This window comes from Burkholderia sp. Ac-20384 (assembly GCF_017104605.1).
GTDB lineage: Bacteria > Pseudomonadota > Gammaproteobacteria > Burkholderiales > Burkholderiaceae > Burkholderia > Burkholderia lata.
This window is the reverse complement of sequence record NZ_JAAGPE010000016.1, coordinates 1-15,205: the sequence shown is the minus strand read 5'-3', so window position 1 is coordinate 15,205 and position 15,205 is coordinate 1. Positions and strand designations below refer to the sequence as shown.

The 15,205-nt window shown below is 60.1% G+C and carries 10 protein-coding genes and 6 pseudogenes; 4 read left to right on the top strand and 12 right to left on the bottom strand.

The genetic code is table 11. The features are described from left to right. Nucleotides 1–205: 205 nt before the first annotated feature. The 6 genes and pseudogenes from G3O00_RS04980 to G3O00_RS04955 form a co-directional block, all read right to left on the bottom strand. Nucleotides 206–808: a TetR/AcrR family transcriptional regulator gene (locus tag G3O00_RS04980; RefSeq protein WP_011349498.1), complete on the bottom strand. Its 603-nt coding sequence runs from the start codon at nt 806–808 to the stop codon at nt 206–208. Between the two features lie 607 nt (nt 809–1,415). Further along, nucleotides 1,416–2,249 carry a hypothetical protein gene (locus G3O00_RS04975; RefSeq protein WP_241024956.1) on the bottom strand — a complete coding sequence of 278 codons (834 nt, stop codon included), beginning with the start codon at nt 2,247–2,249 and terminating at the stop codon, nt 1,416–1,418. A 159-nt stretch (nt 2,250–2,408) separates the two neighbouring features. Further along, nucleotides 2,409–2,603, bottom strand: coding sequence for a hypothetical protein (locus tag G3O00_RS04970; protein WP_206142272.1), 195 nt, complete (start codon nt 2,601–2,603; stop codon nt 2,409–2,411). Between the two features lie 326 nt (nt 2,604–2,929). After that, nucleotides 2,930–3,139: pseudogene (locus G3O00_RS04965) on the bottom strand (AsmA family protein); the annotation flags it as partial. After that, nucleotides 3,138–3,584, bottom strand: coding sequence for a hypothetical protein (locus tag G3O00_RS04960; protein ID WP_206142271.1), 447 nt, complete (start codon nt 3,582–3,584; stop codon nt 3,138–3,140). The gene G3O00_RS04960 and the pseudogene G3O00_RS04965, both read right to left, overlap by 2 nt. A 334-nt stretch (nt 3,585–3,918) precedes the next feature. Continuing rightward, entirely contained in the window at nt 3,919–4,476 is a 558-nt protein-coding gene (locus G3O00_RS04955; protein ID WP_346778956.1) for a TetR family transcriptional regulator, read from the bottom strand. Nucleotides 4,477–4,639: 163 nt separating this feature from the next. Here G3O00_RS04955 and G3O00_RS04950 point away from each other — a divergent pair, with 163 nt between their 5' ends. Continuing rightward, on the top strand, nt 4,640–7,831 hold the full coding sequence (locus G3O00_RS04950) for a cytochrome P450 (protein WP_206142269.1): 3,192 nt from the start codon (nt 4,640–4,642) through the stop codon (nt 7,829–7,831). Between the two features lie 111 nt (nt 7,832–7,942). Continuing rightward, nucleotides 7,943–8,258, top strand: a pseudogene (locus G3O00_RS04945) (acetyl-CoA C-acyltransferase); the annotation flags it as partial. A gap of 509 nt (nt 8,259–8,767) precedes the next feature. Here the strand turns inward: G3O00_RS04945 and G3O00_RS04940 are convergent. The 5 genes and pseudogenes from G3O00_RS04940 to G3O00_RS04920 all read right to left on the bottom strand — a co-directional run bounded on the left by G3O00_RS04940 (nt 8,768) and on the right by G3O00_RS04920 (nt 12,584). Then, the gene (locus tag G3O00_RS04940; protein WP_206142268.1) at nt 8,768–10,390 is read right to left on the bottom strand and encodes an AMP-binding protein; all 1,623 of its coding nucleotides are present in this window, start codon (nt 10,388–10,390) and stop codon (nt 8,768–8,770) included. A 494-nt stretch (nt 10,391–10,884) separates the two neighbouring features. Further along, nucleotides 10,885–11,085 (bottom strand): annotated as a pseudogene (locus G3O00_RS04935) (porin); the annotation flags it as partial. Between the two features lie 5 nt (nt 11,086–11,090). Further along, nucleotides 11,091–11,198, bottom strand: a pseudogene (locus G3O00_RS43265) (entericidin); the annotation flags it as partial. A 199-nt stretch (nt 11,199–11,397) separates the two neighbouring features. Next, a complete protein-coding gene (locus G3O00_RS04925; protein WP_081436544.1) occupies nt 11,398–11,544 on the bottom strand; it encodes a DUF3096 domain-containing protein in 147 nt (48 codons plus the stop codon). Between the two features lie 527 nt (nt 11,545–12,071). Continuing rightward, entirely contained in the window at nt 12,072–12,584 is a 513-nt protein-coding gene (locus tag G3O00_RS04920; protein WP_206142267.1) for a low affinity iron permease family protein, read from the bottom strand. A 909-nt stretch (nt 12,585–13,493) separates the two neighbouring features. Between G3O00_RS04920 and G3O00_RS04915 the strand changes: the two genes are divergently transcribed. Beyond that, complete coding sequence (locus tag G3O00_RS04915) at nt 13,494–14,369, top strand: phytanoyl-CoA dioxygenase family protein (RefSeq protein WP_206142266.1); 876 nt, start codon at nt 13,494–13,496, stop codon at nt 14,367–14,369. 106 nt (nt 14,370–14,475) lie between these two features. Continuing rightward, nucleotides 14,476–14,699: pseudogene (locus G3O00_RS04910) on the top strand (3-hydroxyacyl-CoA dehydrogenase); the annotation flags it as partial. A 205-nt stretch (nt 14,700–14,904) separates the two neighbouring features. Here the strand turns inward: G3O00_RS04910 and G3O00_RS04905 are convergent. Further along, nucleotides 14,905–15,205: pseudogene (locus G3O00_RS04905) on the bottom strand (IS21 family transposase); the annotation flags it as partial.

Sequence of the window (15,205 nt, the reverse complement as noted above, 5' to 3'; positions counted from 1 at the left end):
GTGGCGCTTGCTGCGGCCTCAGCGCCCCCGGTGCCACAACGTCTGTCGCCGTGCCGCCTGCGGCGACCACTTCTCCGACACGCAAGCCGTAACGTGTCGCTGTACAGCTGTACCGGCCAATCTACGTCTCTTCACGGACTGGGTGGGTCAGACCATATTCTCATGGGACCCATCGGTATCGGTACCGAGCAGGGTCCACAAACGATCAAGCGTGACGGCTGCGGGCTTTGCGCGTGCTTTCAGTTGCGACTTTGGACTCGTTCAGCAGCATCTCTGCCGCCTGCCACGCCCTTGCGGCAGCTCGCGGATCCCCGATCGCACGCGCATCCGCGGTTGCCCCGCTCAGCAACATCACGTACACGCCTGCAAGCTGACGGGCCTGGCGACGCGGAACGATCTCGGATAGCAGTTGCTCCATGAGGGCCAACAAGTCATCCCGATAGCGCACCGCCACGTCGGTCACCTTGGGGCAAGTCGCACCAAACTCGGCCAGCGCACGCTCGAACAGGCAGCCCGCGAACTCAGGGCTTCGGAACCAGGTTCCGTACCAGTCAAAAATCCCCTTCAGACGCGCAGCAGCGTGCGGCATGGGGCCGAGCTTGGCAGCGATGCTCTCCATGATGAAGGTGTAGCGCTGTTCCAGCACGGCCTTGATCAGGTCGTCCTTGCCCGCGAAGTGATGGTAGAGCGTCATGCGGGCAACGTCCGCTTCGGCGATGATCCAGTCGATACCGACCGGATGAAAGCCATGGCGAGAAAACAACTCACCTGCCTTGTCGACCACCTGCTGGCGTTTGCTCGCGCGCATTCATGCATCTCCTGACTACAGGGCGGCATCTTAGCACCGCCGCCAGCACGGCTCCGCTCAGCCAGTACGGCAAGTGTTGCCAACTGCCGGAGACGATCCCGCTCTTCACGGCAGTGAATACGGCATCTTCCACACGCCTCTCATGCGCCTTGCACCGGACAAGAAGGGGGGCATTCATGGATCCACGCGAAAAGTTGTACGGGGCAACGTTGGTACCGGGTACCTGTTCGTGCGATACGACGGGTCGTGGGATAGACAACACGTTGTTGACACCGGGTACCCGAGAAACACGATCACGCACGATGTCAGGACTGTTCGGCGGGCAGGAGCGATACGACGTGACACGCTGGGCGGACCAGCAAACCATCGTCGGCCACCATGAAATCAAAGGACGCTACGGATTTTGGAAGGCCGGCTTCGGCAACACGGGATCGCTTCACCGCCACGGCATCGACCGATTAAGACCCGCAACCGATACGCCATCAGCGAATATCGTCACCCGAGCCGACACAAGCACGATCTTTGACGCGGATGATCCCACGTGGGTCGTGTGTGCCGGCCCGGCTGTCATCCACTCGGGCCGCAATTGCCGCTGCGCGAAGCGGTTTCAGCAGGGCACCCGGCCACCGTTCATCATGCACCACCGCTGCGTCTCTTGTTGCGGGGCCGCATACGGCAGTCCGGTCCTCGGATCGATGTTGTCATACTGCCCCGTGGGGTGTCGCGCCCGCCACGCGGCCTGCTCGGCGTACTGTTGCTCGATCGCGCCTTGCTCTCGCGCCAGATCAGCCTTCTGCGCATCGTCTATTTTCTTCGTCATGCTCACGAGCCGCGCGAACTTTGGATCGCGAACATCCTGCAGGGGGGGAAACGGTGGCGCAGGCGGCATGATGAGCACCGGGCCGGTGTATTTCGGTATCGGCAACCTGGACGGCCGGCCAAAGTTCGCCGCCATGTCCATCTCCCACAAGGCAACGTCCATTCCGAGCACATGCTCGTAGTCGCGATTGACGACCGCCAGCGTGACCGGCCCCGACGGCGCCGGCAATGGCTGCAGGGAAGGCGGAAGCGTCTGTCGAGCCGGGGGATAGATGGTGCGGGCATAGGCGATTGCCGCAACGGAGTACTGCTGGAGGACCGCCTCGTACGCTTCGAGTATCTGCGCTCGACCATAGCCGCCGGGATTCTCGAACATCGGCTTATATGCCAGCACCTTCTTGCTATACAACGCGTTCGCATTCCGCTGCTCAGCGGCAAACTGTTGCTGAGGATCGGTCGGCGCAGACGCCGATAGGGGCGCACACCCCGACAATACGCTGGCGACAAGCAATAACCCGACTGCCGCGCGCACTGCCGACGGGCATTGACGCGACACATCGACGATCGCCTGGTTGACCGACGCGAACAAAACAGTGGTTTTCTTGGATGCGCTTGTTTGCATGGCAGGGTGTCCGGAAGGCTTGGTCACTTTAGCTAGGTCCTGATGGCGACTGTGAATGCGGTGCGTCGCAGTAAAAGGGAAATCGGCAAAATGCTCTCATTGGCGTCGAACATCAATCCAGCCCACATCGAATGAAGACGCCCCGATCGACGAACGACGTCAGCATCCCCGTGTCAGTCGGACATCCCCGGTCGCATTGGGCGCAAGCGCGCGGTCGATTTCCACCCTGTCATTGCGCCTGCATTCGTTCTGCCGCGCAGTGAATGGATGCAGCGATGCAAACGCCCCGCGCAAATGCACGAACGCAACAACTTCCTCGAACATTCTCGAATCGATCTCGATGGAGACCATCATGCCGGCGCCAGATCCGCACGCCGAATCCACCTTTGCCGCGTACGCCCGCATGTCGTAGACGGGCAATCTCACGGGCACTGGTTGTCAGTGTCATGGTGAAATTCCTGCCTGAACCGAACTCGACGTCCTGGCACGGGGTGGTCTCCGGTGCGCATCTTTATGAACCGAGAGGAACGATGTGATGAATGTATACCAGTCTATCTACTTTGACCAGAATCGCGATCAGTGAGATCGGAGCATTCGGCGCAGGTACAACGGCCGTCATGTTTGTACTTGTCGATCTATTTCCCGATCCTAATATTTGGGAAATGAACACGTTTCACACACTTGAGTTTCAGATGCCGCACCTGCAGCGAGAACCGCCCTTTGCGCGGTATGCCGCTGCCGTCCAGGTGGATGTTCGAGGCAAGCGTGCCGCCCGCGACACCGAAGTTCAGCGGGTTGAGCGTCAACACACCGTCATGCATCACGATGTCGGCCGACCGGTCGGTGATCGGCAAGTTCGCGGTCTTGACGATGCGCCTCGACGTTGATCTACACGACGTCGTCTAGTGCTTTGACCTCGGCAATTCGTGGCTCGGTGATCCAGAGTGCATCGATAATCTGAAACACCAACGGGGCCAGCGGCGTACCAATGACCTGCTCTCTGGCAAGCGCGAGTTCAAATAAGTCGGAAATATCAGCACCCCGTTCCGCGGCGTTCACGATGGAGACAGCACCACCTTTCTTGCGCGGCAGATAGACCAAAGAAACCAGGACACGGTCGGCAGGCCCGGCGCTTTCCCCCCAGTCACCCAACACAAGGTCAATGGTCGGTGGATGGTCCGGCCTTCCGATCGCCCATTGGACAAAATAGACGCCGACAACTGAATCGCCCTGGTGCAGTTCGCCCGTGATTCTCTTCGTCTCGTGACCGCAGCACGTGCAGTTGAAAGCAGATTCTTCCCCTGGGTACGCGTGTATCGATTCGGCGGCCGACATTGGGCGGAGTCCGAAATATAGTTGAAGGTGGAAGGCGGCGCTTCCCGTGGGAATCCGGGAAAAGCGCGTTTCCAGGACCAAGCTCCCGGACAGGAGAACCGCCGAAATGAAGCCTACCGAGAAGCCGGGTCACCGACCTCACAGCGCTCCACCCATTTACGCTGAGGGCCGTCGTTCGTGGATCGCATACGATTTGGGCGACTGCGCAAACTGACATGCGCGCGGCCTGACGATGCGCGCGCGAGATGACGACTTCACTGCCGGGCAACGACGCGTGTTCGATTAGGCGGCGCAAGTCGAGCAACCTCGCCGCTTCCCGTGCTTCTCTCTCCTGCTACGCTGCCCCCGCCTGGGTGAACCCGAGCGTAAGACCGAACGCATCGAGAATCGTCACCGCAGTGCTGGCCATTCGCTTCGCCATTGCCTCCGGGGTCTCGCGCGCGGCGCCCTGCCGAAGCCAGTGCACCGCCGTCCAGACCAATCCACCGCCAAGCACCGTCAGGCAGTCCTGTTCTGCTTCCGTGCGAACGCCTTCATAAGGCGGAAGGATACGGCCGGAAACGAACGTCACCAGTTCATCGAAAAACGCCGATGTCGCTGCGTCGTTGAATACGGTCAGATAGAAGGACTGGTGCGAATGCAGATGCTCGAGAATCAGCGCCGTCTCCACTTCCATTGACTTGATGAAGGTGACGTTCGACGGGTTCAGCAGTTTGCCTTGCTCCTCGACGAACGCAAAAGCGTTGTCGAGCCTCACCAGCGCCGCCCGCTGAGCGGCGGCCTGAAGATCCGGAAAGTGCTGATAGAACGTCGGACGCGCGACGCCCGCGCGCTGCACCAATTGAGCAATGCTGAGTGTGTTCAGCGGCGCGTCGTCGAGCAGTTCGGTCACGGCGCGAACGAGCGCGTCGTAACTCCGTTGAAAGCGAGGATCGGCGGTATTAGGGCTTACATCAGGTGGCATAAAAAGCTCTGGACACGTGGTTTTGTCTATTTTACATTTGTTCAATAGATTGAGATGCGATGCGCCGACACACCCCTGAAAGGCTATTGAAATGAAATCCTCATCCCTCGCCCCCCAGCCGCCCCTGAAACCCGTCATCGGTCATCTGATGGAGGTCCTCGGGCCGTCTCCACTCGCAAAAATGATGGATCTCGCGCGCACTTACGGGCCGGTCTACTGGTTCGAGGTGTTCGGGCAAGGTTACTACGTTGTCAGCGGACAAACACTTGTGGATGAAGTGTGTGACGAAACCCGATTTCAGAAGTGCGTACACCAGTCGCTGCTCGAACTCAGACCCGCGATCGGGGACGGGTTATTTACCGCATTCGGTGACGAACCGAACTGGGCCAAAGCGCATCGTGTGCTGATGCAGGCGTTCGGCCCGCTCAGTATCTGGTCGATGTTCGACAAGATGGTCGACATCGCCGACCAGATGTTTCTTCATTGGGAGCGGTTCGGCCCGGAGACGCCGGTCGATGTGTCCGATCACATGACTCGACTGACGCTCGATACGATTGCCCTTTGTGCGTTCGATTGTCGTTTCAACAGCTTCTACCGTGAAGACCAGCATCCGTTTGTCGATGCCATGGTCAACACCCTCAGCGAGGCCGGAAAGCGCGAATTGCGCCCCAAACTTGTTTCGAAGCTGATGGTCAAGCGCAGTCGACAGTTCGACGCGGACATCGAAGTCATGCGATCGCTCGCGACCAAAATGATCGAAGACCGGCGGAAGAACCCGCACGTCGACGAAGAGTCGATGGACCTGCTGGACCGAATGCTGAACGGCATCGATCCGGTGACGGGAGAAAAACTGGATGATGAGAACATCGTCTTCCAGATGATTACATTTCTCATCGCCGGACACGAAACGACGAGCGGGCTCCTGTCCTTTGCTACCTATTTCCTCCTCAAAAACCCGGACATCCTGCAAAAAGCACGGGACATGGTCGACGAGGTCGTTGGCAGCGAGACACCACGGATCGAGCATCTCGCACGACTTCGCTACGTCGAACAAATCCTCATGGAGACGTTGCGAATCTGGCCGACGGCGCCGGCATTCGCCGTGAAACCGCTTGCCGACACCACGTTCGGCGGGAAATATGCCGTTTCTCCCGACGACATCATCATGATCCTGACGCCCATGTTGCATCGGGATGTGAGCGTCTGGGGCGAGGACGTCGAGGCGTTTCGTCCGGAGCGATTTGCCCCTGAGAATGCGGAGCAACTCCCGCCCAATTCATGGAAACCCTTCGGCAATGGCGCACGTGCGTGTATCGGGCGTCCTTTTGCCATGCAGGAAGCCCATCTCGTTCTGATCATGCTGCTTCAGCGATTCGATTTCTCTTTCGCCGATCCGGACTACGAGCTGGACGTCGCCGAAACGCTGACGCTGAAGCCGGCGGGCTTCCGGGTGAACGTGAAACCGCGGGCCCGAGGTGCGCTTAAAGTGCCCGATACGGCCCTTCACGCCCGCTCGAACGCTCAAAGCCCCAGCGTCGCTCCGGTTCAGTCGATCGCACCCGGCGAAGATTTGTCGAATCTGCTCGTCCTCTTCGGGGGAAATACAGGCTCTGCCGAATCCTTTGCAAGACGCATTGCAGGGGACGCGAGTCGTCACGGCTTTCACGCCACGTGCGCGCCCCTCGACGACTTCACCGGGAAACTCGGCGGATATCCTGCAATCGTGATCGTCACCGCTTCCTACGAAGGACAGCCGCCAGACAACGCAAAATCATTCGTCCCGTATGTCGAAGCACTGGACGAGGGTGCGCTCGACGGCGTCCATTTTTCGGTTCTTGGGTGCGGCAACAAACAATGGGCACGGACGTACCAGGCGATTCCCAAGCGCGTCGATGAAGCGCTCGAGAAGGCCGGTGCTACGCGAGTGCACTTCAGAGGCGAACTCGACTCCGGTGGCGACTTCTTTGGTGAGTTTGACCGTTGGTACACCGAAATGTGGAATCGCTTTGCAATCAGCGCCGGGAAAGAAATCCCGGTTATTCAACATGACGATGTCGCATTGAAAGTAAGCTTCGCCGGGAATTCCCGTGAAAAGGTGCTTAATTTGGGCGACATGGCGCATGCGTCCATCGTCGACAATAGAGAGCTGGTCGACATTAGCGCGGCTGGCAGCCGCTCTAAAAAGCACATTGAATTGAAACTTCCGGAAGCGATGACTTATCGATCGGGAGATTACCTGGCCGTTCTGCCCCGCAACTCGAAAAACAACGTCGATCGCGTCTTGCGCCGGTTTCGCGTGAGCTGGGACACTCAGGTGGTGATCGAAGGAACGTCAAGCAATCCACGCCTTCCGCTCGGCCAGGCAATAGGTTGCGGTGAACTGTTTTCGAGCTATGTCGAACTTGCCGTTCCCGCAACGCGATCACAAGTATCCAGCCTGGCCGCTGCCACGCGTTGCCCACCCGAGAAGGTCGAGCTTGAGCGCCTGAGCGCCGACGATTTCGAATGCGAGATCCTGGGAAAGCGGACTACCGTCATGGATCTGCTCGAACGCTTCGGATCCGTCGACCTGTCGCTCGAAAAGTTCCTCGATATGCTGCCCGCGCTGAAAGCACGCCAGTACTCGATCTCGTCTTCCCCGCTCTGGAAAGCGGACCATGTCACGCTGACGGTGGCCGTGGTCGATGCACCGGCGCTCTCCGGCAATGGTCGTCATGAAGGGGTGGCATCGTCGTATCTCGCGCGACTCAACACGGGTGACAGCTTGTCCGTTGCAGTCAGGCCATCGAATGCACGCTTTCGGCCACCAGCCGAACCCGATCTTCCGATGATTCTGATCTGCGCCGGTTCCGGTATCGCCCCATTCCGCGGCTTTCTGCAAGAGCGCGCACTACAGAAACAGCGGGGAGAGAACGTCGGCACCTCGTTGCTGTTCTTCGGGATCGATGACCCCGACGTCGACTTTCTCTACCGCGACGAACTCGACGAATGGGCACGATGCGGTGTGGTCGAAGTGATGCCGGCTTATTCAAACCGCCCGGTGGAAGGTGCCCGATTCGTTCAAGACAAAGTCTGGCTGGAACGCGAGAAAATCGCCGCACTGTTTTCGCAAGGTGCGACCGTCTTTGTCTGCGGGGATGGAAAGAATATGGCGCCCGCCGTCCGTGCCACGCTTGGTCGCATTTATCAGGAGACTACTGGCGAGAACGATGAGAGCGCCAGTGCGTGGATCGACACGATGGAGCGGGAGCATGGCAGATATGTTGCCGACGTGTTTGCATGACGGTGACGGGGTTCATGTCGCTTCCGGTTGCTTCGGAAATTCGACCTGCCCCGCCACTGCTTTCCGGAACGGATGCGACTAGTTCTTCGATCCCGGCCTGCGTCCGAGTAGATGGGCATCGGTCCCATCTACTCGATCCCGAGCGCCTGAAGCTTCATGGCCTGACAGTCGACGACATCGGACCGTGGGAGCTCAACGAGGCATTTGCATGCCAGGTGCTGTACTGCCGCGACAAGCCGGGAATCGGTCCGGCCCGATACGACGTCGACGGCGGCGGCATTTCGATCGGTGATCCGTACGTGATGACAGGCGCCCGTCTGGTCGGACACGCACTGATCGAAGGCAAACGACGCGGTGCGCGCTACGTCGTCGTGTCGATGTGCGTGAGGGCAGGATGGGCGCAGCCGGCTTGTTCGAAGTTGTCTGACGGAACGCGCCGTTGCCCATAGAACGAATAGGGCGGCCGCTCCGCTCATGGCGGGCATTGCCTACCTTTCCGGGGATGCTTGCCGAACACGAACCGCCCGGCGAGTTGTTCGTGCTTCGGTCGACAGGTTTCGCACTTGAGCCGGCACGACGGTCCGTTGGCCCATGTGTCGCGACACGCGGACTCACGCGGCGAAACCTTCCAGGGGAATACGGCGCCAAATCCCGGCCAGCATCCCCACCTTGATTGCCTCTGTATCCCTGCTCGAAGGTTGAGCGGGGTCTCCCTTTCGCCTCACTCCCCGACCGTCGTTTGATGACGGCTGAAATCGGGGTACCGGGTGCGTGCTCAGGGATATCCGTGGAAGACGCCCGCCAGAGAAGCGACGGGGTGGGTACAACTGCTGTCGCCGACTTTGTGTCGCAAGCACGCCTGATACACCATCGCGCCGGCTCGGAGACGTGCGATGCGGGCCGCTCAACCTTCCCGCATCGCCTCGGTCGATCACGTCAATTGTTCGGCACCCGCAACTCGCGCCGAAGAATCTTCCCGACGTTGCTCTTTGGCAGGCTGTCGCGAAACTCGATGCTTTTCGGGCGCTTGTAACCCGTGAGCTGGCCTTTGCAGAACGCCATCAGGTCGTCGAACGTCAGATCCGGATCTTTCCTGACCACGAACAGCTTGACGGCCTCTCCGGAATGCTCGTCGGGTACGCCGATGACCGCGACCTCGAATACGCCAGGGTGGTTGGCAACGACCTCTTCGATCTCGTTCGGGTAGACGTTGAAACCGGACACGAGGATCATGTCCTTCTTGCGGTCGACGATTCGCACGAATCCATCCTCGGAGATCGACGCAATGTCACCCGATCGGAAGAAGCCGTCCGCGGTCATCACCTTCGCGGTCTCGTCCGGTCGCTGCCAGTAGCCCGCCATCACCTGCGGCCCACGAATGCACAGCTCTCCGGCTTCGCCTGGCGGCAACTCCTTGCCGTCGTCGTCCCGGATCGACACTTCGGTGGAGGGCAACGGCAGGCCAATCGTGCTGTTGAACTCACGACGGGCCACGGGATTGATCGCGACGCAGGGTGATGTCTCGGACAGCCCGTATCCGTCGATGATCGGCGCGCCGGTCATCTCCTTCCAGCGCCTTGCGACCGCTTCTTGCGTGGCCATCCCGCCGCCGTTGGCCAGCAGCAGATTGGAGAAATCGAGGCGCGAGAATTCGGGATGATGGAGCATCGCGTTGAAGAGCGTGTTGACACCCGGAAAGCTCGTGACCTTGTATCCGGCGAGCGACTTGATCATCCCCCCGATGTCCCGCGGGTTCGGCACCAGTACGCAAAGCCCACCCGTATGCATCGTCAACAGGCAGCAAACGTTGAGCGCAAAGATGTGATAGATCGGAAGTGCCGCCACCGTGATGAACTGCGTCACGTCAGGGCGCCAGTCGCGAGCGGGTTTGAGCCAGACGTCCGTCTGCAATACATTCGCGACGATATTCCGATGCAACAGCGTCGCGCCTTTCGACACACCGGTTGTCCCGCCCGTATATTGGAGAAAGGCGACATCGTCCGGCGACTGGGACGCCGGCACGAATTTGCCCCGACGGCCCTCCTCAATCGCGTCGTCGAATTTCACATGCGGGCTCGGCGTCTGTTCCGCGGCGGAAGCGTTACCCTGCGCGGCAACCAGAACATGCTTCACCTGCGTGTGCGCGATGATTGCATCCAGCGTTGCAGTGCAGCCGTCGAGAATGACGATCGCCTCCGCGCCACTGTCATTCAGCTGATGCTGCAGCTCGCGGGGCGTATAGAGCGGGTTCACGTTGACGACAGCGTAGCCGGCGCGCAGGACAGCACAAATCGAGATCGGGTACTGCAACACATTCGGCATCATGATAGCGACACGCGCACCATGTTCGAGCCCCCGTGACTGCAGCCACGCGGCCAGCGATCGAGACAGCACGTCGAGCTCACCATAGGTGATCTGCTTTCCATCGCACGCAAACGCCGGATTCGCGTGAAACTTGCTGAAGCTTTGTTCAATCAATGCACTGATGTTGCGATACGCGCCGGAATCAATCTCTGCCGGAACCTCCGGCGGATAGGCATCAAGCCAGATCTTTTCCATACCCAATCTCCTCTGTCCCGTTTGAATAATTGCGCGACGCGAATCCCCTCGTCACGCGCGTGAACAAGCCGGGGTGACTCGAACCACGCGAGATTCATCCCTGGTCGCAACGATATGGCTGCGTGGTCGACCGACAGTCGGCGGCGCCGCGGATCACGTTGTCGGCATACAGTCGACGGGCGACGGCCACCATCCTGTTTGTTTCGCCTCCATCGCACCCTGCTTGGCAGGCACATTCGTGCCCCCGAGACGCGACTTCCGAGTCAGGGGGCTATGCCAAAATTGGTCAATTGATATGGTCATTTGACCACACGGGGAAACTTGCGGCAACTTGGTAGTTCCACGAGGCTGCGACACGGGCCCTGTCGATGCCGTACTCGAACCGAAACATGGGCCATCGGTGTTGAAGTTCGTCGATGTTGCTCGTGGCTTCCGTCAAAACGCGAATCGAGCCCGTATGTTCCGCCAATGCAGGACGATACCCGTGACGCTTGGAAGCGGTGACGCAGGCCGACCGTTGCCGCAGTCTGGCTGACCTCCGAGCTCGGGAACGCGTTGATATCGCCGTTGTAGATCGATGCCCCCAAACCGGCACCCTTCGTACCACGCTGCTACACCATCTGAGCATAGACGTCCGTACGCTTCGACAGGAAGTAATCGGCTTGCACGCCGAACTGATTCCAGTGCGTGCTGCTGCTGATTTGGCTTCATACGCCTCGTGCTTGACCGCCCGGCCGCCCATGGCAATGTCCTGGCCTGCGCCCGCCACCGTCTCGCAGCCGGCGAGCACGGCAGTGCCGGCAACAAGAGGAGCCCCGGCGCCCTCACTCCTTACGCATCGGCCACTGTCACGCCGGAATACTTTTCCGTCACGTTCAACAAGGTGAAGCCGTTGAACCCGGACGAAGCCGCGCCCGCAGACGCACTGCTTGGCCGCACGCGATTGACGGTGCCCAGCGATTCAGTCGAGGTACGCGTCGAACATCTCTAGATTCCGGCGCGGCGCATCAGTGGAAATGTCCGCCGAAAAGCCCGAGCAATCCGATGACGATCAAGTAGATTGCAACGATGTAGTTCAGCAGGCGCGGTACCACCAGAATGAGAATGCCGGCGATCAACGAGACCAATGGGCTCAAGTTCGTGAATGCGTGCATGGCGTTGCCCTCTTGACAATGGATCGCGAAATCGCTGAATGAAGCGCCTCTCCTGAGACACCGGAAACGATGTCGCTTGAAAGCGCGCTTGCCGCCCATCGGCATCCGGTCACCCGGCGAGAGGCAAGCGCGTGACCGAATCATGCCGACGACGGATCTCCGGGTGCCAGGCAAACGCTGCCGGCTGCCACGGACCATACTGCATCGAGTCGAGTTGTGCTTCGTCGTCGCACGCGATCCCCCGCACATACGGAAGATTCGTTACCCACGCAAGCGATCTGAATGACGAATATCTGTCGTGCAGCATTCACTTTCGGAGCGATTTCCGTTCCCGGCGCAGCATGCGAGCCCCGGTAAAAAAAACGCTTGCAGGCCATCGGGCAACGGCGTTCGCGCATCTCACGGCGCGCCATCGTGCAGAAGCCGCACCCCGCCGCTGCGCCGGGACAGAATTGACAAGCGCTTGAAAAATCGTTCGCGGATCGCGTGCCGGTCGTTGCGCAGTCGCGCAGTCGCGTCGCCGCCCGTCAGGATTTCGACGAATGGTCGGCCTGCTTGCGATCGCGACCGTCGTCCTGTTTGTCGTCCCGGGCGGCCACCCGCTTCGCCAGGTCGAGGTAGGTCTGGGCCATCGCGCGCAATTCTTCCTCCGACGCGTCCTCGATCCCGATCAGCCGGTCGCTTGCCGCATGCGTGACGGCGACGAGTTCATCCAGCTTCAGGTGCATCGCGACACTGTCGCGGTTCTGGTTGCGCTGCAGCAGGAACACCATCAGGAACGTGATGATCGCCGTCCCGGTATTGATGACGAGTTGCCATGCGTCCGAATAGTGGAAAAACGGCCCGGTGACGAGCCACAGCACCGTCAGGACCACCGCACTACCGAATGCGATAGGCGAGCCGGCCCACACGGTCACGTGCGACGCGAACCGTTCGAACGCGCGCGTGACGGGATGCCTGACCGTAACCGCCCGTGGATCGGCCGAGGCCCGGTCGTGCGCGGCCGGCCGGGCACGGGATGGATGGTTCGCTTCGCGCATGGGCGCCTCCCGGAGAAGGATGTCGATCGTGGCGCACGCAATGGCACGGGAGCCCCGTACGCGGGCGCTTCCGACGAGCGAGCAGCTTGCATGCCCGATCGCCTGGCCCGCGCCACACCTCATTTGCAAAAGACATCAAAGCAACACCATGAACCGCTTCCCAAAATGTCCACTCCAGGCAGTACCGATGACTTTTTTGAAATCGGGTACCACACCGAATGAGCCTCGCGACCATCGGCATAAGTCAAACCCGGCTTGTTCCCGATATTTGTGACGATAGCGTTCCCGCCCAGCGAGTTCGAGCCCATCATCAACGGCGCGCGTTCGATTCGGTACAGGAGTGGCGCACGTCAGGCAACTAGGCCGACGCCCGCTCCCGAGACTCCAAGGCCATGCGCGCAAACCCGAATGCAAGACTTAAACCGCCGCAGATCGTCGCTACAGGTGTGGCTATTCGATCCCGGAGCGCGTCTCGTCACGCCGTGTCAGGCGTGACTACAACTTTCGCATCCACGCCGGAACGACCGCTCTCCGGTCATTGACTACACCATTCGAAAGCGACGGGTTAACCATGATCGACCGTCGAAAAACGCCATGTTAACTTCCTCGATCATACGACTTGGTCATTTGACCTGATTTGTCGCGAATACGCCAGATCGCCGGAAACCCGAGCGAATGCTCAATGTCTGTCGCTTCTGGAAACGGGCGCCGGATCACCCGAAGGTCGCGACAACGTCGGGAGGAACGTGCGCGTTCCGTCAACGGGCGTGAAAGGAATGTATGACGGAAAGCGAAAGTTTTTATGGTCATATGACTCAGTCAAATATTCAACTTGCTGCCTGTATCGCCACTCGAATCAGAACGAGACGTCGCATCTGATCTAACCGTCCACACAACTTTGAGGCAAACATGAACGCAAATATTCAGAACATTCAGGACTCCCTCCCCACCGTCTCCAAGCAGACCAGCGCGCAGGAGATCGTGTCGCTCATGAATCAATACGGCGGCGTCCGGATCAAGAATTATCTGACCCAGGAGCAGGTCGCGAACATCAACCGCGAGGTCGATGCCCCGCTCGAACGCCTGCGCGAGGGGTCGTCACACGAAAACGAACTGATCAAGGAATTCCACGGCACCTATACCAAGCGCCTGACGAACATGGTCACGCACAGCAAGACCTTTGGCGACGTGCTGGACGACGAACTCTTTCATGAACTCGGCGAGGTGCTCTACCGTGAAGAGTCCGGAGACTGGTGGCTTTCGACCGCGCAGGTCATCGACATCGGCCCGGGCAACACGGCACAGATGCTGCATCGCGATGTCGGCAATTTCCCGCCGCTGTGCGCGCTCGGAATCAACGGGCCGACGGTGTTCACCAACCTCATGATTGCGCTGACGCGCTTCACCGAGGAAAACGGCGCCACCCGGATCATTCCGGGGAGCCAGAACTGGGACGAGGACTACTTCGACAGCAAGGGCACGCCCGACATGACCATTGCTGCCGAGATGGACGCCGGCGACGCGTTGCTGTTCAGCGGAAAGGTGATCCACGGTGGCGGCGCGAACGTGACGCAGAACGAGCGCCGACGCGGGCTCACGATTCCGATGCAACCGTCCTACCTGACGCCGGAGGAAGCGTATCCGTTCATCGTCGACATGGACAACGTGCGACGCCTGTCGAAACGCGTTCAGCGAATCATCGGCTTCCGCTCGCAATATCCGGCTGGCACGCCGGGCCTGTGGCAAGTCGACTACGACGATATCGCAACGCACCTCGGCCTCTGAGCCACGAGCAGACGCCTGCATCGGTCCGGGAGGGGTGATCCCCCTCCGCGAATTGCCTGACGCACATGCGCGGGCCACGACGGGATCGCCACCAGCGAGGCACCCCATGACGCTCGACCTGACAAATCGCGTGGCGATCGGGACCGGCGCAGGCACCGGTCTCGGGCGCGAGCATGCGCTGTTGCTGCCCGGCTGGGGGCTACGGTCGTGATCAACGATCTGGGCAGCGACGTGAAAGGCAGAGGCGGCTCCGCCACGGCCGCCCAGCAGGTCGTCAACGAAATCGTCGCCGCCGGTAGCGAAGCGATCGCGGACAGCGCCTCGGTGACCGCCAATCGAATGCGGGGATTGCGCGCCGTTCCGCGTATGGCCCCCAAGAATCGACTTTCTATTGCACCTCATCCCACTCAGGAGCGTGATCATGGTGAAGCGTTTATTTGTCGCAATCTCTCTCGTTGCCGGGATCCTTCTGGTATTGAGCCCGGGATTCATGGTTCTGTACCACATTGAGCACTACGACTCGTCCCAATAGGCTCTACCAGGAACGATCGAAGATGCCGGCGTAGCCTTGCGCGCGGATCGTGTCGAACATGATCCGCGTCGTGCATTGCCCGCGCTTCAGTCGGCGGCTTTCGGTCTCGAACCGGCCCGACAGTTTACCGGGCCATGTGTCGATGACTCGCGAGCCCGCGCGCTTCGGATACTTCCGCCTGCGCGGATCAGTCTGCCCCTGCCATGCGCGTACCGGGCTTCTGAACACGCCCGTCCGTACCACGATCTCCCGCCGCGAAACTTTACGGCGGACGTACACCGCCGCCCCCTCAGCCCGCATCCCC

Coding starts and splice junctions, on each gene's coding strand:
- G3O00_RS04915 (WP_206142266.1), top strand. CDS start 13,494: ATGAACGCAAATATTCAGAACATTCAGGACTCCCTCCCCACCGTCTCC.
- G3O00_RS04960 (WP_206142271.1), bottom strand. CDS start 3,584: ATGTCGGCCGCCGAATCGATACACGCGTACCCAGGGGAAGAATCTGCT.
- G3O00_RS04925 (WP_081436544.1), bottom strand. CDS start 11,544: ATGCACGCATTCACGAACTTGAGCCCATTGGTCTCGTTGATCGCCGGC.
- G3O00_RS04970 (WP_206142272.1), bottom strand. CDS start 2,603: ATGATGGTCTCCATCGAGATCGATTCGAGAATGTTCGAGGAAGTTGTT.
- G3O00_RS04940 (WP_206142268.1), bottom strand. CDS start 10,390: ATGGAAAAGATCTGGCTTGATGCCTATCCGCCGGAGGTTCCGGCAGAG.
- G3O00_RS04920 (WP_206142267.1), bottom strand. CDS start 12,584: ATGCGCGAAGCGAACCATCCATCCCGTGCCCGGCCGGCCGCGCACGAC.
- G3O00_RS04975 (WP_241024956.1), bottom strand. CDS start 2,249: ATGCAAACAAGCGCATCCAAGAAAACCACTGTTTTGTTCGCGTCGGTC.
- G3O00_RS04980 (WP_011349498.1), bottom strand. CDS start 808: ATGCGCGCGAGCAAACGCCAGCAGGTGGTCGACAAGGCAGGTGAGTTG.
- G3O00_RS04950 (WP_206142269.1), top strand. CDS start 4,640: ATGAAATCCTCATCCCTCGCCCCCCAGCCGCCCCTGAAACCCGTCATC.